This window comes from Chelatococcus sp. YT9 (assembly GCF_018398315.1).
Classification (GTDB): Bacteria; Pseudomonadota; Alphaproteobacteria; order Rhizobiales; family Beijerinckiaceae; genus Chelatococcus.
This window is the reverse complement of sequence record NZ_JAHBRW010000002.1, coordinates 1,525,147-1,541,818: the sequence shown is the minus strand read 5'-3', so window position 1 is coordinate 1,541,818 and position 16,672 is coordinate 1,525,147. Positions and strand designations below refer to the sequence as shown.

Annotated in this window: 13 protein-coding genes; 3 read left to right on the top strand and 10 right to left on the bottom strand. The window is 62.1% G+C overall.

All coding sequences use genetic code 11. The features are described from left to right. Positions 1-81 precede the first annotated feature (81 nt). The 6 genes from KIO76_RS27000 to KIO76_RS26975 form a co-directional block, all read right to left on the bottom strand. Entirely contained in the window at positions 82-1,029 is a 948-nt protein-coding gene (locus KIO76_RS27000) for an ABC transporter permease (RefSeq protein ID WP_213326655.1), read from the bottom strand. After that, a complete protein-coding gene (locus KIO76_RS26995; RefSeq protein ID WP_213326654.1) occupies positions 1,026-1,907 on the bottom strand; it encodes an ABC transporter permease in 882 nt (293 codons plus the stop codon). Before KIO76_RS26995 ends, KIO76_RS27000 begins: the two co-directional genes overlap by 4 nt. 160 nt (positions 1,908-2,067) lie before the next feature. After that, the gene (locus tag KIO76_RS26990; RefSeq protein WP_213326653.1) at positions 2,068-3,627 is read right to left on the bottom strand and encodes an ABC transporter substrate-binding protein; all 1,560 of its coding nucleotides are present in this window, start codon (positions 3,625-3,627) and stop codon (positions 2,068-2,070) included. Between the two features lie 55 nt (positions 3,628-3,682). Further along, complete coding sequence (locus tag KIO76_RS31690; protein WP_213326652.1) at positions 3,683-5,170, bottom strand: M81 family metallopeptidase; 1,488 nt, start codon at positions 5,168-5,170, stop codon at positions 3,683-3,685. A gap of 407 nt (positions 5,171-5,577) precedes the next feature. After that, positions 5,578-6,894, bottom strand: coding sequence for a type III PLP-dependent enzyme domain-containing protein (locus KIO76_RS26980; protein ID WP_249730057.1), 1,317 nt, complete (start codon positions 6,892-6,894; stop codon positions 5,578-5,580). Positions 6,895-6,921: 27 nt separating this feature from the next. Then, positions 6,922-8,385 (bottom strand): M81 family metallopeptidase, encoded by a 1,464-nt coding sequence (locus tag KIO76_RS26975; protein WP_213326651.1) that lies wholly within the window; start codon positions 8,383-8,385, stop codon positions 6,922-6,924. A gap of 326 nt (positions 8,386-8,711) precedes the next feature. On the opposite strand from KIO76_RS26975, the gene KIO76_RS26970 reads away from it, so the two are divergent. Together KIO76_RS26970 and KIO76_RS26965 are read left to right on the top strand one after the other, a co-directional pair. Then, positions 8,712-10,211, top strand: coding sequence for a M81 family metallopeptidase (locus tag KIO76_RS26970; protein ID WP_213326650.1), 1,500 nt, complete (start codon positions 8,712-8,714; stop codon positions 10,209-10,211). After that, positions 10,208-10,588 carry a RidA family protein gene (locus KIO76_RS26965; protein ID WP_213326649.1) on the top strand — a complete coding sequence of 127 codons (381 nt, stop codon included), beginning with the start codon at positions 10,208-10,210 and terminating at the stop codon, positions 10,586-10,588. The genes KIO76_RS26970 and KIO76_RS26965 overlap by 4 nt, the downstream gene beginning before the upstream one ends. A 179-nt stretch (positions 10,589-10,767) precedes the next feature. Here the strand turns inward: KIO76_RS26965 and KIO76_RS26960 are convergent, their stop codons facing one another. The 4 genes from KIO76_RS26960 to KIO76_RS26945 all read right to left on the bottom strand — a co-directional run bounded on the left by KIO76_RS26960 (position 10,768) and on the right by KIO76_RS26945 (position 14,722). After that, positions 10,768-11,190 carry a RidA family protein gene (locus KIO76_RS26960; RefSeq protein WP_213326648.1) on the bottom strand — a complete coding sequence of 141 codons (423 nt, stop codon included), beginning with the start codon at positions 11,188-11,190 and terminating at the stop codon, positions 10,768-10,770. An 84-nt stretch (positions 11,191-11,274) separates the two neighbouring features. Further along, a complete protein-coding gene (locus KIO76_RS26955; RefSeq protein ID WP_213326647.1) occupies positions 11,275-12,579 on the bottom strand; it encodes an NAD(P)/FAD-dependent oxidoreductase in 1,305 nt (434 codons plus the stop codon). A gap of 68 nt (positions 12,580-12,647) precedes the next feature. Next, positions 12,648-13,670: an ABC transporter ATP-binding protein gene (locus tag KIO76_RS26950; protein WP_502761914.1), complete on the bottom strand. Its 1,023-nt coding sequence runs from the start codon at positions 13,668-13,670 to the stop codon at positions 12,648-12,650. A gap of 26 nt (positions 13,671-13,696) precedes the next feature. Further along, complete coding sequence (locus tag KIO76_RS26945) at positions 13,697-14,722, bottom strand: ABC transporter ATP-binding protein (protein ID WP_502761907.1); 1,026 nt, start codon at positions 14,720-14,722, stop codon at positions 13,697-13,699. Positions 14,723-14,930: 208 nt separating this feature from the next. On the opposite strand from KIO76_RS26945, the gene KIO76_RS26940 reads away from it, so the two are divergent. Then, positions 14,931-16,541, top strand: coding sequence for an ABC transporter substrate-binding protein (locus KIO76_RS26940; RefSeq protein WP_213326644.1), 1,611 nt, complete (start codon positions 14,931-14,933; stop codon positions 16,539-16,541). Positions 16,542-16,672 lie beyond the last annotated feature (131 nt).

Sequence of the window (16,672 nt, the reverse complement as noted above, 5' to 3'; positions counted from 1 at the left end):
CTGCGTCGGATAAGGCCTATTTCTCCGTCCTCTCCACGCAGAACGGCTTCCCTCCGCGCCGGGATTGCGTGGGCTGCAGCTTCACCGGTACTCGATGCGTGGATCGATGACTGCATAGAGGACGTCAACAATCAGGCTGATCGCCATGTAGATCACCAGAATCACGACGATGCATCCTTGAATCAGCGGATAATCCCGCGTGCTGATCGCCTGGATCAGGAGTCGGCCAAGGCCCGGGTAGGTGAATACCGCCTCCGTTACGACGGCACCGCCGATGAAGTTTGCCACCATCAGGCCGACGATCGTGATGAAGGGCAACAGCGCGTTCTGCATAATGTGATACCCGACGATCTGGCGCTCTGAGACCCCTTTGGCGCGCGCCGTCCGGACATAGTCGGCTCGCGCCTCGCTGACGAGTGATGCCTTAAGGAACCGGGCCAAAATGCCGGAGACATAAAGGCCGAGCGTTAAGCCCGGCAGGATAAGGCTGCGTAGCGCCTGAACAGGATCCTCCCAAAGGGGTATGTAGCGGGACGCGGACGGCAGCCAGCGTAGCTCGACTGAAAACAGAAGGATGAGCAATATGCCGAGCCAGAAGGTCGGCACGCCCAGCGCGAGCGCATTCCAGCCGTTCAACAGCCGGTCGATCCACGATCCTTCTTTCACCGCGCCGGCGATGGCCACCGGAATACCAATGAGCAGCGCCACGAGTATTGCGACCAATGCCAGTTGTAGCGTCGCCGGCAACCGCTCCCCGATCAGTTTGGTCACGGGGTCGTGGCTATGGATCGATTGGCCGAAGTCGCCGCGCAACGCATTCGTCAACCAATTGAAGTACTGGACGGGAAGTGGGCGATCGAGGCCGAGCTTCCGGGTAGCGGCAGCGATTTCTTCCGCTGTCGCGTTTTCACCGACCATCATGCCGACCGGACCGCCCGGCACAGCGAATATCATGCCCCAGATAGCGAAGGAGGCGATGAGAAGGACCGGGATGAGTTGCGCCAGCCGACGCAGGATGAAGCTCGTCATGGCTTGGCTCGCTCGAGTTCTCCGGGAGTTCCGGCGCTCGAACGGGGATCGAGAACCATAGAGAGCTCCTTCCCGATCGTGTCGAAGGAGAGAATGGTCAGCGTCAGGACGAGCCCCGGCAGAACCGCGTAATAGGGCGCTTCATAGAGATAAGACTTGCCAGTGCGCAGCATCTCACCCCAGCTCGGCGTCGGAGGCGGGACACCCACCCCAAGGAAGGCGAGCGCTGCCTCCAGCAGAATCGCGACCGACGAGAGGACGATCACCTGCACCATAAGCGGGCTCAAGGCATTCGGCAGGATCGTGCGGAACATGATGTAGCTGGATGAGCAGCCGAAACCGCGCACCGCCGAGACGAAATCGAGCTGACGCAGGGTCAGCACCTGTGCGCGAGCGATGCGTGCGAAGCTCGGGATGCCCGCGACGCCCACGGCGACCAGCGCGGCGGTCTGGCTGCGGCCGAGCACAGCGATCAGTGCCATGGCGAACAGGATGTTCGGCAGGGCCATCAACACGTCGATCAGACGCATGAGGACTGTGTCTCGCCATCCGCCGAAATAGCCGGCGACGAGGCCGATCGGTACCCCAACGAGCGCTGCGATGACGACAGCACCCGCGGCGGTAATCAGCGACGTGCGAGCCCCAAAGATCACTCGCGCCATGATATCGCGGCCCAGTTCGTCAGTGCCGAACCAGTGACGGCTCGATGGCGGCTGCAACGAGTCGACAACGTTCTGAGCGAGGGGATTGATCGGCAGAACATCTGCGAAGACCGCGCCGAACACCACGACGACGAGGAAGCTGACGCTAAGGAGCAAGCCCAGGGGTGGCAGCGAGTGCCACCTCCGCCCGGCAGGCGTGCCGTGCCCGATCGTCATCGGCAGCCCCTCCCGGCCAGCCAGCAAGAGACCAAGCAACGGCTTCCCGCGACGCCGCGCAAGGGACTATCGTCGATGTCTTGTGACCGCGGCCTGAAGTCGGCAGCAGCGGTCTTGCGGCACAGATCTCCCGATAGACAAACCAGACCCATTTCACCCATTACTTGAACCCGATGGTCCGGGCGACAAGCAGGTTGTCCATGTCTGGTGTAATTCCGCCGATCTTGTCCGAAGCAACGATCAGACCGACTTCGTAGGAGTTGGTCGGGATGCCGAAGGATTCCTCCACCAAGACCTTGTTCAGGTTGTCATAGGCAGCCTTCACGTCGGCGCCCGAGCCGAAAGTAGTGTCGACCTTGCCAATGGCCGCCACATAGTCGGGGTGTGGATGCGGATCCTTGAGGATCGGATTCTTCGTGGTGCGATAGATCGAATTCGTGGCGACCCGCGAGGGAAACTTCTGCACGTTGCCGACGCCGCCGAAAACCGCATCGAAATTGCCCTTGAGCAGCGCATCGACGAATTCGGCTCCCTGGCGGATGTCGAGGTCTATCTTAATGCCCGCCTGCGCAAGCGTCGCCTGAACCACCTGGCTTATCCGGACGGAGGGCTCATCGCTGCCGTTGACCAGAAGTTTCCAGTCCTGCATCTCGGCGGGAGAGAGACCGGATTCCTTCAGGAGCGCCTTCGCCTTTTCCAGATCATAGGCGTAGGTCTTGGCGTAGGAGGCATCGAAAGCCGGGCTCGCCGGCGCCCATGGCAAGGCGACGACCTGACCCATCCCCGCATAGCCCACGCGCAGAATGCCATCCCGATCCATCAGATAATTGAAGGCCTGCCTGAACTTCTTGTTGCGGAAGGGCCCACGCGTCGAGTTGATGCGGAACACCTGAACGAGCTTGCCGGGGCCATCGAATACCTGATAGCCGGCATTCTTGAGGCGCGCTGCGCTGCGCGAGGAGCCGTTATAAACCATGTCGATCGCACCGGACTCGAGCGCCGCTGTCGCTGCGGCATCCTCACTGAAGATCGTGAAGACGATCTCCTTCGAAACCGGCTCGCCCTTGCGCCAGTAATTCGGATTGGCCTTCAGCTTCATGCCTTGGCCAACCGACCGGCTTTCAAGCAGATAAGGGCCCGTTCCCGCCGGCACCGTCTCCACCGTCTCAACACCTTTCGGATCGATTGGGATGAGAAATTGCAGAAGATCGAGGATCTGCCGGTCCGGCACCGGGTCCTTGAAATTGATCGTGACAGTCCGGTCATCGGGTGTATTCCAGTCTTTCACGACCGCCATGGTCGAGTAGACGTTCTTGCCGCGTGCGGGGTCAGCGCCCTTGGTGAGGGCTGCAACGACCCCATCGGCCTTGAAGGGCGTGCCGCTATGGAACGTCACGCCATCACGCAGGGTCACCGTGACCGACTTGTTGTCGGGCGCGATCTTCCACTCGGTTGCGAGGCTCGGCACCGGCTTTCCATCGGCGGTATACTCAATGAGGCTGTCATAGAGGTTTTTGATGACGTAGAAGTTCACCGTCGATAGTTGTTGCGGATCATAATTGGCGATTTCGTCGAGAACGCCGATGCGCAGCGTGCCGCCTTTCAAAGCCTGCGCCGACGCCGTGTCCGGCACGGCCAAACCCGCAATCGCGAGACCCGCCGCAGCGCAAGCCGCGATGCCGAGCATCCGCAAGCGCTGCCCCATTGTCCTGTAAGTCATGCCGCTCTCCCACTCTGTCATATCGGGCCTCGTTACAAGGTCCCGTTCCCGCTCTTCATTGTTGTGGATTACGCCAGTCCTCGAAACGCTCCAGCGGATAAACCGGCCGCGGAATATTCCTCCATGGCAGTGTGAATACATCGGATTGTCCAGGGCCGCGCGTATCGGCGCGAATGACCTGAGTTGAAATGGGCGCAAAGTACTGGAAATTGGATGCGGTTTTTAGGACCGCGATCTTGTATTCGCGCGGATTGATCCCGAAGGCTTCATAGGCGGCGGGAATATTACCCGCAACGCCACGCAACTCCGAGACCAGCAGCGTGCATGGCCCCACATCGAAAATGACGACGCGCCCCATGTCGATATGGGTCTGGTGATTGAAAGCGACGGGGATCTTGCCGTCGGCGACCTTGCGTACGGTTCCCGTCACCTCAAGCGGCGAGAAGAATGCCGGTGCCGCGTCTCCTCCGAGCGGAAGCGTCACTGTCGCACCCTCGCCCGCCTCCGCGAGCCGCGCCACCGTCCGCGGCGAAATCAGCGGAATGAGCGTCGGGCTCTTGATGCCAAGGCGAAGGATTGCCTCAAGAATGAGGTTGCTGTCGCCCGCCGAGCCGCCGAAAACGGTGTCGCCGGTATCGCTGATGACAACCACGCCGTCAGGAGCGCGGTCGGCCATCATCACGGCCTCGTCAACGGAAACCGCTTCCTTGATCTGGAAATCGTCGCGTAACGACCACGCGAGATCGGCGAGTTCATCGGCGAGACGCTCGGCCAGTGCGGGGTCGTTATCGGTCACCACCACCGTTGCCCACCCTCCCTCGGCCACGTCGAGCCATGGCTGCATCGGGTAGTTCGAGGCCTGCAGAACCCGAGGATCGGCCTCCAGAGCCCGTGCGCGATCAAACCAGATCTTCATGGGCCCCTTCGACGTCAGGAATTGCTCCTGGTGCGACAGCAACGGGATCTTGCGCCATGCCATCGCTGGCTTGAGCTTGTTGCGCAAGACCCTGAGGAGGACGTCCGTGCCCACTTTGCCGGTGTCAAAGGTGTCGTGAGGCTGCGTGCGATGTCCGACAATAATGGTGGCGTTGTCTATGATCTTCTGCGTGATATTGGCATGATGGTCGAGCCCGAGCATGATGGGAACGTCAGGCCCGAGAATGCTGCGGCAGAGGGCGACTTGCTCGCCTTCGACGTCATCGATGCCCTCCGCCGCACAAGCGCCGTGCAGTTGCAGAACAAGGCCATCGACCGGCTTGGCGGCGGCGAGGCCCTCACTGATCTTCTTCTGGAAAAAGTCGAAGGCTTCACGGGAGATACGGCCCCCCGCACCGCTCCAGGCCCGGATGATCGGGATTGTCTCGACGGCAAGGCCGGACTCTGCCACCGCTGCATAGTGTCCGCCGACTTGGCCAAGCTGGCTGAGCTCTGCCGTGATGGCGGCGCCCTCGAGGATTCCAAAGGCGGCGTAGTCGGACAGCTGGGTCAAAACCGGGTTGAAGTCATTGGTTTCCTGGCCAATATGAATGAGCGCTAGTCGCACCTGACCACCCCCGCCTTTTACAAGTTAATACCAGAAATAACGAGCACCTTTGGCCTTTATCACGGCCGGTATTTTCGAATTGACTGGGAAATACTTTTCCTCGCCAAGGCGTTGCTTGTTCCGACTTCCCGGCTAGCGTCACCCTCCGCCTTGTCCGGTCCCCATGATCGAAGCGTAGTAACGCGCAGAATTCGCGTCAAGAACCCCTCGTTTCGTCACAAGAAACGTTACGGCGCTTGCGAAGCGCGAGCGCAGAGGCCGGGCCATCTTCATGTGAGTTGAGCCCACGCACGGCAGCGCATCCATGCGACACCCGCGACCGAGAAGACGTCGACCAAACCGTTCGGCGCCGATGGAGATACGGGAAAGCGATGTTTCCGCAGCCGGAGCCGACGCCTGGAACCAGATCAGAAGAACGTGCGGATCCCGTCCACGACCCGGTAGTTGTCATCGACCAGTGCCAAGAACGCCCATTTGTCAAAAGTGGTGCAGGGATGGCCAATGCCGAAGGCAACCATGTCGCCGATAGCGATTGGACTGTCGAGAGGCGTACCGAGATGGCAATGCTGGTCGTTCAAGGCGAGCACCGTATGACCTGGCGGCATGGATTGCGGCGCCGCCATGCTGCCGTCCGGCCGATACCAGCGGAGCGGCACCGGCATCCCGGCATCATAACTGATGTCGCGCTTGCCGACGGTCAGCATGGTACGTCCTTGTTCCGGTCGGGACTGCACATAGGCCCAGACCTCCAGCGCAGGCTCGAGCCCGCCCTCGGGCAGGGCAAGCGAGGTGTCGTTGAGGATGCGCTTGAAAGCGGCGGCATAGCTCAAGGAATCGTGCGTGAGATAGCATCCGGACCGCAGCACCTTCACTACAGGCCGTGAGAACGCGGCGGCGTTCAGGCGCTCGCCGACCCGGTCAAAGAGAGATGATCCGCCAGCACTGAGCACCATGGCGCGCCCGGTAACAAAGAGGCCCTCGGCGTCCGCTTCCCGGGCGACGGCGATCACCTCGTCAATGAGCCGGTCCGCGCCGGCCGGCGTCGGCTGCAGTCCCTCGAAACACTCGAAACCAGCGAGTTGCAGGCCGGGCACTTGGCCGACCGCCCGCGCGACGGATAGCGCTTCCTCTCGGGTGCGGGTGCCGGTCCTCCCGCCTTCGAAGCCGATCTCGACAAGGATCTGGAGTGGATTGGCAGGCGATGGCGGAAGCCGGGTAGCGCCTTCGGCAAGAAGGTTGACGCCCGTCAGACTGTCGGCCAGACAGTAGAGCTCGATAGCGTCCTCACGAATGGATGAAAAACATGCATTGATGGCCTGGCGCCCAATTGGCTGGTTGGCGAGGATCACCCGCTTGACGCCAAAACGGCGACAGACATCGAGCTGCTGCACCGTCGCGACAGTGATTGCCCAGGCGCCGTCCGCCGCCTGCAGGTCGAAGAGCTGGGGCGCCATCGTGGTCTTGCCATGGGGAGAGATTTCCAGGCCATTCAGGGCCGTGAAAGCCTTCATCCAGCGGCTGTTGGCCTCAAGAACCGACTTGCGGATAACCGCGAGAGGCAAGGGCAGGTCTCCCGCAAGCACATGCCATCCCTGCTCGCCCACCGCGGCGAGCCTGAGCCCTTCCGTGCCTGGCGGCAAGCCTTTGGTCGACCGATCGAGCACGGCGGTGCGCAAGGACTCCAGCGCAAGCCGCGGCAGAGGTGAGATGTGGGTCGAAGCCATCGCGTCGGACCTTGAAGGTAAAGGGGATCAAAGGAGCGGGTTTGGATCGAGCGGCGCGAGCGGCCGTCGCGCCTTCTTGTAGGGGATCATGCGGGTGTCCGAAGGATAGGGCCCCCCGGTATCGAGATAGAGCACGGTCGCGGCGATCGGCGCGAAGGCGGCGTAGAAATGATTGGAGGACTTCACCACCACGAGGGTTTTCGCGCCAAGATCGATGCCAAGATTGGTGAAGACGGGTGGGCTGAAGGTCTGCGCGCGCGTCGAGGACAAGACGACATCGAGGCTCCCGATTGAGATCGCGGCGGCCGGCCCCAGCGATACCCAACTTTGCTCGAAAGGAATGAGCAAATCATCGGTGACTCCCCGCACCCGGACGTCGGCATCGATCGGATGGCCCGATGTCGGCGCCGCCTTGCCACAGAAACGCAAGCGGAATTCCGCTCCAACTCCTGCCGCGCGGCAGAAGCCGACGGCAACCGGATCCCACATCGCTCCGATCGCTGCCGGAATGTCCGGATGCTTCAGAAGTGCGTCCACCATCACCGAGGAGTCCCCGGCGACGCCACCGCCTGGATTGTCCCAGCGGTCGGCGAGCACGACCGGCCGGCCGGGCTGCGCGAGCCGCACCGCTTCGGCAATACCCTCCTCGGGTTTGTAATGTGGCGGCACGCCACCGCCCGGCCCCCAGCTCAGAATTTCGCGGCCGAGTTGCTCGGCCAGCACAGAAGCTTTGGCAACATCGCCGTCAGCGATCACGAGGACCTTGGTGCCGACGTCATAAACATCACCCGCCTGGAAACCATGGGCCACCGAAATACTGAGGATGTCCCCATGGCCTTCCATCGCCAACATGCGGTCCACGAAGCCGCGCCCGGGCTCCTGGCTCGTCATGAAGCCCGCTATGGCACGGCAATCGAAGACCGCGGTCACGGGACGCACCTCACCGCGTGCCGCCCTCAGGCAAAGTCTCGCGAGGTCCCGCCCGCGTTCCAGAAAATCGGTGTGGGGGAATTCCTTGAAGGCGTTAATGACGTCGGCCGCCTCCACCATCTGGTCGGTGAGGTGGCAATGCATGTCGAGTTCCGCGCCTATGATGCAGCGCGGTCCCGCGATCGCGCGGGCATGGGCCAGAAGATCGCCCTCGCAGTCGTCGTAGCCATGGGCGACCATCGCGCCATGCAGCCCGAAGAGCACGATATCCACCGGCAGAGCCGCCTTGAGCTGCCCAATGATCTCGTCACGCAAGCTCTCATAAGCCTCACGCGATACGAGCCCGGCCGGCTCGGCCCAGGTTGCGGTGCCCTCGATCAGGGTGAGGCCCTCGCGCTGGGCCAGTTCGCGTGCCGCGATCATGGGTCCCGAGCACAGGGTCGGCGTATCGGGATGTGTTCCGGGCGGGCAATAGAACGCGCCCTCGAAGGCGCTCCGATCAACGAAGAGTGGCGCGAACGTATTCGTTTCCGTGGCCAAGGACGCCGCAAAGACACGCATCCGATAATCCCCGCTGATGTGCGGACCGCACAGTGTCAGTCCGGCTGTTTCCGTTCATTGGCCCGATGCAGGCGTGCAGGCAGTAACGGACAAGAGGAAAGGGCTGTCAAATAGACATCGTTTCGTCCCATGGAATAATCGCCACTTGCGCGGTGGTGAACGGCGTTCAAAGATGCGCACAAGGTGATAGCCTTTACATGCTAGACCTTGCGGCAGTTTCCACGGCCTTGCGGGGGTATCTGCTGGCTGGCGCCGCCGCATAGAATTCACCGCATCAGTTAGATGTCCCGTTCCCCTGTGAAAGAGAGCCCGGAAGAGAGCGCCAGATGACGAAACGACCCCGAATCTTGCTGGCCGCCCTTTTCCACGAGACCCACACCTTCGTCGAGGAGATTACACGGATCGACGATTACACGATCCGGGACGTCCTAGACCGTCGCGGTGATGGCTCCACGGTCGATGGTTTCCTCGAGGTCGCGGATGAGCAGGGCTGGGAGGTCGTGCCCGCGGCAGACTTTACCGCCCTTCCCTCCGGAACCACCGACCATGCGGTCTTCGAGCTGTTCTGGGAGAAGCTGCACACGGTGCTGACCGCTGCGCTCACCGACGGCGGGTTGGACGGCATCTGGCTCGCGCTGCACGGCGCGATGGTGACGACGGATTACGTCGATCCCGAAGGGGAATTGCTCAGCCGCATCCGCGCGGTTCCCGGGGCAGAGCACTTGCCGCTTTTCGGCGTGTTCGATCTGCATGCGAATTTCACCCGGGCTATGGCCGATCACGCCAACGGCCTGGTTGCCTATCGCGAGAACCCTCACGTCGATGCACGGGACTCGGCGATCCGTTCGGCGCGGTTGCTGGCGCGCGCATTGGGCGAAGGGGCGCTCCCGCATATGGTCACCCTGACGGCGCCCATCATGTGGCCGCCGACCGGGACAGGTACCGCAGATCGGCCGATGCGTGATCTCGAAGCGCTCGCCCGTGAGATCGAGACGGAGACGCCCGCGATCTGGGGTATCAACGTCGTCGCCGGTTACTCTTTCTCCGACACTCCCGATACGGGTGTGTCCTTCGCGGTGATTACAACCGCAGATGATGCGGTCGCCCAGTCAGCATTGAAGCGCCTGTGCGCCCTTGCGATCGATCTCCGCGCCTTGGGCCTGCCGAGGGAGTGGAACCTCGACGAGGCGGTCGCCCGGATCAAGACGCTGCCTGGAGGACCCTATGTGGTGGTCGAACCCTCAGATAATATCGGCGGGGGCGCGCCGGGCGACGGCACGGCGGTGCTGCGCGCCTTTCTGAAGCATGGTCTCGACAACGCGGCCGTGGCCATCGCCGACGCCGCCGCGGTTGCGGCGCTGGCAGACGCATCTCCCGGCGAGACGCGCCGTCTCTCCCTCGGTGGCAAGGGAAGTACTATCGCGGATCCGCCGATCGAAGTGGATGTTCGCTTCGTCAGCCGCAGTGATGGGAACTTCACCCTCGAGGATCGTAACAGCCATCTCGCCGCCTCGCAGGGTGTCCATTTTGCGATGGGTCCATCGGCGGTGGTCACTGTCGGCAACGGCATCAAGGTGTTGATTAGCAGCCGCAAGACGCCGCCCTTCGATCTCGCCCAGTTCCGCTCACAGGGCATTGTCCCCGAGCAACTTAAAGCGATCGGCGTGAAGGCGGCGGTCGCCCACCGTCGCGCCTATGACCCCATCGCCGCCGGCAGTTTCACTGTCGAGACGGCGGGCCCCTGCACGAGTCAGATCGCGGCGCTACCCTTCCGCCGCCTGCGCCCGGGCGTTTTCCCCATCCATGCCGACTGGAAGCCGGAATGATCGACTATCCCTCAGACGCCGATACCCCACGGTCTCACCTCCCGTTCAGCCCCTGCACGCGCGTGGGCAATCTGATATTCGTGTCCGGCCAAGCCTCTGTCGATGCGACCGGCAAAATCATATCCGATAGCTTCGCTGGAGAAATGCGACGCTCCATCGAAAATCTGCGTAAGGTTCTGGAGACAGCCGGGAGTGATCTGGCCCATGTCGTGCAGACCCGGAACTATGTGCGCGACGAGGGCGACCTCGCGCAATTCAATGCAATATATCCCGAGTACTTCCACGAGCCTTATCCGGCCCGCACGACAATCACCAACTGCTTGACCCAGGCGCTCCGCTACGAAATCGAATGTATCGCGGTCGTCAAGAGAACGTGACGCTGGATTACGGCCAGATCGATTGAGACCCTGGTTCTGTGAGGATCATGGCGGGACGTCTCCCGCCAGCCAATCCGTGAGATTCACGTGTTCCCGATCAAAGTCCCCGAGACAAGCCCGGGGATGATGGCACGAGATCAGGCCTTCGAACCAGGCGAAGCGACGGGCAATTCGCTCGCTCAAGCGGGCAGCACGGCGACAGCCTCGATCTCGACGAGCATGGCATCAAGCGCGAGGCGCGGGACGGGAATAAGCGTGCACGTCGGCTTCAATCCGGCATCCCACGCGGCCGCCATCTCCGCGCCGAAAATCCCCAGGCGCTCCTCGCTGTGGTCAACGATCAGCACCGTTAGCTTGGCGACGTCGGAGAAGGTGGCGCCGGCTCCCTGCAGCGCCGTCCGCAGATTGGCAAGCGACTGCCGGACCTGGGCACGGAAATCGGGGTCCATTGACCCGTCCAGGGTTTCTCCCCCCTGTCCGGCCACATAGACAAGGCGCGAGCCTGGCGCGACCAACGCCAGATGGGAATAGCCATAGGGCGAGGGATCATAGAGCCCTGGCGGGTTGACAATCGTTAGGCACTTTTCCTCAGTTTGCGACATGCCTAGTCCTCTTGGTGTGTTCGAGCGATTGCCGGACATCAGAGCTGCCCGCCCATGGCTAGCATCAGACAATCAGCCGGGATCTCATTTCGCCAGATGCCTATCATGCCATTTCGCCTGCGCGATTGCGAAGGAGGGCGCAGCCTGGGCAAAGGCATGGAACGGTATCGCGCGCGGCGACGCGGGTGGAATCGGCAGATCAGCGAGCGGCGTGCCGGTGGCAGCATCGGCGAGAACCTCCCCCAGCATCGCGGTGAGTGCGATACCCCGGCCATTGCAGCCGATGCCGCCAATGAAACCTGGGGCAAATTCGTAGACATGCGGAAGGAAGTCAGTCGTCATCGCCGCAGTGCCCCGCCAGACGAACTCGACCTCCGGTACCGATTTGAGACCAAGCTCGGCAGCCAAGCGGCCTGCGATCATCCGCGCCATACGCCCATGAGCAGCGATGGGGACTATCGCCATACCTCCGCTGATCAAGCGATCATCGCGATCGAGGCGATACGTGAAGAGATTGGCGCGCGTGTCGGCGACCGGGTTTCGTGCCGGCGCGATCCGCTCCACCTCTGCGCTGGGCAATGGCTTCGTGGCGATTTGATAGACGCGCAAGGGCACCACCATTCTGGCCAGCCGCCGCGCCACGCCTCCCATGGCCGCATTGGTGCATAACAGAACCTGGTCCGCATGAATCGAGCCCTTGGCGGTGCTCACTCGCCAGCGCGAGCCGCTGCGTGCGACAGCATCGACTCGCGCTTGCTCGTAAAGTGCCACCCCCGCGGCTGCAGCAAGCCGCGCCAGCCCGAAGGCGTAGTTGAGCGGGTGCAGCATGCCACCACTCGGATCGAGCAGTGCGCCGACGCAATGTCGTGCTGCGGTAAGCTGGCGCGCCTCGGCGGCTTCGAGCATGCGGATAGGGCGGCCGAGCTTTCGCCAGGCTTCGGCGCGTTCCCTGAGCACATCGAGCATGGTTTGCGAATGGGCGACATGGAGCCAGCCCACCTGTTCGGCATCGCAGGCGATGCCATGGGTGCGGGCTGTCTCAAACACGCGATCCGCCCCCTGCCCGATCATCGCAAGCAGACGTCGACCGCGCTCCTCACCGAGTTGCGCGATTACCGTCGGCGGATCCGCTTTTGCGAAATTGGGCACGACGAAGCCAGCGTTAAATCCGCTCGCTCCGCCGCCTATCATCCCGGCTTCCAGAAGCGTGACCCGCAGGCCGCGTCGCGCGAGGTGCCAAGCTGCGGTGAGCCCGGTGAACCCTCCGCCGATCACGGCGACATCGGCTGTCTTGTCGGCGGTCAACCGTTCGGTCGGCGCGAGCCGATCGGCATTTTGCCACCAAAGCGTCCGCCTGTATTCAGGCGAACCGCTAACAGATCGCGACATATCTCGGGTCATTGCACACTGCTGTCGATCATCGTGACACGGGCCTGGGGTGCCCTGCGGAGGCTGGCTCAAGCAATCTCGTCCGCCCGATGGCAGGCGACCTGGCTGCCATCGACCAGCCGGATTTCGGGCCGTTCCTGACGACACCGCTCCACGGCGAAAGGACAGCGCGGGTTGAACGCACAGCCTTGCGGCGGATCGATGGGGTTGGGAACCTCGCCCTGCATCGGCTCGCGAATGGCACCAATGCTCTGGAGCGTGGGCATCGCGCGCATCAATAACCTGGAATAGGGATGCCGCGGCGACTGGAAGAGGGTTTCCTTGTCAGCGAGCTCGACGATCCGGCCCAGATACATCACGCCCACCGTGTCGGACATATGGTCGACAACAGCGAGATTGTGGCTGATGAAAAGATAGGTGAGCCCGAGCTCATCCTGCAGATCCCGCATGAGGTTGAGGATCTGCGCCTGCACGGACACGTCGAGCGCGGAGGTCGGCTCATCGCACACGATAAAGGCGGGACGACTGGCTAGCGCGCGCGCCACGGCGATGCGCTGGCGCTGCCCCCCCGAAAACTCGTGCGGGAACTTGTCGGCGTCCGTAGCGGACAATCCGACGCTCACGAGAAGATCCGCGACTCGCTCCTGCACGTCGCGCGCCTCATGCGCTAGTCGCAGGGCCAGGATGGGCTCGGCAATGATCCGCCCCACCCGCCAGCGTGGATTGAGGCTGCCATAGGGATCCTGGAAGATCATTTGAATGTCGCGGCGATAAGGGCTCGCGCCATCGGCGATCGCCTCGATGGAGGTGTCGCGATAGCTGACTTGGCCGGAGGTCGGCTTCTGCAGACCCGCGATGCATCGGGCCGCGGTCGATTTTCCGCAGCCTGACTCACCGACAAGGCTTAGGGTTTGTCCTTGCGGGATCTCGAAGCTGATATCGTCCACGGCTTTCAGCGTCTTGCGCCCTTGGCCGGTCGTGACGCGGGTGATCCATGGCGCAGATACATCGAAGATCTTGCGCAGATGGCTGACGCGAACAAGTGCAGCAGCAGGCGCGCCTTCTGCTACGGGCGCGACGGGATCGTCGATCGCGATGCGCAATGCGGCACTCGTGCTCACGCGGCCACTCCCTGTTCGGTCAACCAGCATGCGGCGCGATGCGGAGTGGCAGGTGGCAACTCGGGCCGCCTGTCTCGGCAGATGTCCATGACATAGGGGCACCGCGGTGCGAACGCGCAGCCTGTCGGGATAGCATCGAGCCGTGGCATTGCGCCGGCGATCTGCGGCAGCCGACGCAGACGGCGCCCCACCTCCGGAATGGAACCCATGAGCCCACGTGTATAGGGATGCTTGGGAGTGCGGATCACGTCAGCTACCGGGCCAATTTCCACGATACGACCGGCGTACATGACGGCGACACGGTGAGCGGCCTCGGCTATGACGCCCATGTCGTGCGTGATGAGCATGACGGCTGTCCCGTTGCGCCGGCACAAATCGCGCAGGAGCGCGATGATCTGCCCCTGAATCGAGACGTCGAGCGCCGTCGTCGGCTCGTCCGCAACAATCAGGCGTGGCCGACCGGCCAGCGCAAGCGCGATGACGACCCGCTGGCGCATCCCACCGGAAAACTCATGCGGATAGTTGGTAAGACGCGCCTCCGGGGCGGGGATGCCGACTTGTACCATCAGGTTGATGGCCTCCTGACGCGCTGCCGCCCCGTATAGGTCTGTATGCTCCTCGATGGTCTCGATCAGTTGCCTGCCTACGGTGAATACAGGATTCAGCGAGGTCAGCGGGTCCTGGAAGATCATCGCGATCTCGGCACCGCGCACCTTGCGCAGTTGCTCCGGGGGAAGATTGTCGATGCGCCGACGGTTGCAACGGATTTCCCCCCCAACAATGGCAAGGGGCGGATCGATCAAGCCGGTGAGGGCTGTTCCTGTCATCGATTTGCCAGCGCCCGATTCGCCGACGACCCCGAGTATCTCGCCGGGCATGATGTCGAAGCATACGTCCCGCACGACGGGGATCACGCCTCCCTCGACATTGAGCGCGACGCAGAGGTCTTTTACTTCCACCAGAGGCGAGGCCGGCCCAGGCGCGGCGATCGCAGAAGCAGCCGATGTCACCAACGGTAGCACAGCTATTCCCCTCGTAACTTGATTGGCCCAGCCTCCGCGCCAGCCGAACGTGCAGCTGCGTCCATCCGGCCGCGTTGGCTTGCTTCGATCGGTCAATCTCGAAGCCGGCATACCCGACAATGCACGAAAAACACCGCCCGCGTAAAGTGCCTTGATCAAATGATCGTTTTGGTGAACGATGGGCCTATAACAGAGAAGGGGACGGACCATGATCCGGACAAAGTGGCTTACAACGCTCTGCGCGACATTCTGCATGGCAACGGCGATATCGGGCGTGACACAAGGTGTTGCGGCAACTCTCCGCTACGGCGGCACCACTCCGCCCCTGACCATGGACCCTCACGTGACCAATGACTTTGTCACCGCAGCATTGGTCCGCCAGATCTATGACACTGTCGTCGACTTGAAGGACGACATGCAGATTGGTCCCGGCATTGCCAGCGAGTGGACGTATCAAGGCAACAATACCTGGCGTTTCAAGATCCGCGACGGCGTAAAATTCCACGATGGAACGCCGCTGACAGTTGATGATGTCATTTTTTCCATCATGCGCCAGAAAGGCAGCCCCCTCTATACGGCCTTGTTCGGCGGCATCAAGGAAGCGGTCAAGGTCGATGACACCAGCGTCGATGTCATCTCGAGCGCGCCAGACCCCATCCTGCCGCGCAAGATGGTCCGTCTTTTCGTCATGTCGCAGGCCTGGGCCAAGGCCAACAATGTGGAAAAGCTTCCGGATCTGGGCGCCCAGGGCACCGAGGCATACTCGCTCCGCCACGCCAACGGCACGGGCCCGATGCAGCTCGTGTCCCAGGATCCCGGCCGTAAAACCGTCTTTGCGCGCAACGCGAATTACTGGGGTCCATTCCCTGGCAATGTCACCGAGGCGATTTACACGCCCATCGGTGCTGCGCCTACGCGGGTCGCCGCTCTCCTGTCGGGTGAGCTCGACCTCATCACCGACCTGCCGATACAGGATATTGAGCGTGTGAAGTCCACGCCTGGCTTTCACATCGAGCAGGTGCCGCAACAGCTTGCCATGTTCCTTGAGCTGGATGGCACACGCGATGTGGCGCTCGACATCTTCGACAAGTCCGGCAAGCCTCTCCAAGCGAACCCGCTCAAGGACGTCCGCGTCAGGAAGGCTTTCGCCCTTGCCATCGATTCGAAATTGATTGTCCAGCGCGTCATGCGCAATCAGGCTGTGCCACTAAGTGTTGGCGGCGCATACGGAATGGATGGCTTCCAAAAGGATCTCGATACAGGGCGGCCATACGATGTGCAGCAGGCAAAGAAGCTCCTGACGGAAGCAGGCTATCCCGACGGCTTTACCATTCAGCTCAACTGTCCGCTGGAGCGCTATACCAACGCCGACGAAATCTGCCGCGCGGTGGCCAGCATGCTCGCCCGCATCGGCGTCGAGGTGCGCGTCAAAGGGATGGTCTGGCCAGAGTTCGCACGTATGCTCGTGAATGGGCCATCATCGAGCTTCCACCTGATCGGTGGCGCAGGTAATTCCGGTGACATCCAGGATACCTTCGTGTCGATCATGGCGACACGCGATAAGGCGAAGGGTCGCGGCGGCACGAACTGGGCGCTGTGGACCAACGCCGAGTTCGACGCGGTCGTGGATGAATTGGTGCAGACCTTTGACCCGGCCAAACGTACTGAACTTTACCGCAAGGGCCTCACGATCGCACGCGATCAGGTCCATGGTGTCTATCTATTCCAGCCCATGCTCAGCTGGGGCATGAAGGATACCGTCAACGTTTCAGCGCGTGCCGATGCAGCGGTCATGCTGCAAAACGTCAAGATGAAATAACCGGACATGCTGCGAGCCGCGGACAGTATCCGCCGTGGCTCGCGATTGATGCCACTTTCGACAGGCCGAGGCTTGACCCTGCGCCCGCAACATTATGTGCGACGCAAGTTCGATAGTGAATGTGTCTTGTA

Coding starts and splice junctions, on each gene's coding strand:
- KIO76_RS26940 (WP_213326644.1), top strand. CDS start 14,931: ATGATCCGGACAAAGTGGCTTACAACGCTCTGCGCGACATTCTGCATG.
- KIO76_RS27000 (WP_213326655.1), bottom strand. CDS start 1,029: ATGACGAGCTTCATCCTGCGTCGGCTGGCGCAACTCATCCCGGTCCTT.
- KIO76_RS26975 (WP_213326651.1), bottom strand. CDS start 8,385: ATGCGTGTCTTTGCGGCGTCCTTGGCCACGGAAACGAATACGTTCGCG.
- KIO76_RS26995 (WP_213326654.1), bottom strand. CDS start 1,907: ATGACGATCGGGCACGGCACGCCTGCCGGGCGGAGGTGGCACTCGCTG.
- KIO76_RS26990 (WP_213326653.1), bottom strand. CDS start 3,627: ATGACTTACAGGACAATGGGGCAGCGCTTGCGGATGCTCGGCATCGCG.
- KIO76_RS26965 (WP_213326649.1), top strand. CDS start 10,208: ATGATCGACTATCCCTCAGACGCCGATACCCCACGGTCTCACCTCCCG.
- KIO76_RS26960 (WP_213326648.1), bottom strand. CDS start 11,190: ATGTCGCAAACTGAGGAAAAGTGCCTAACGATTGTCAACCCGCCAGGG.
- KIO76_RS26980 (WP_249730057.1), bottom strand. CDS start 6,894: ATGGCTTCGACCCACATCTCACCTCTGCCGCGGCTTGCGCTGGAGTCC.
- KIO76_RS26970 (WP_213326650.1), top strand. CDS start 8,712: ATGACGAAACGACCCCGAATCTTGCTGGCCGCCCTTTTCCACGAGACC.
- KIO76_RS26955 (WP_213326647.1), bottom strand. CDS start 12,579: ATGTCGCGATCTGTTAGCGGTTCGCCTGAATACAGGCGGACGCTTTGG.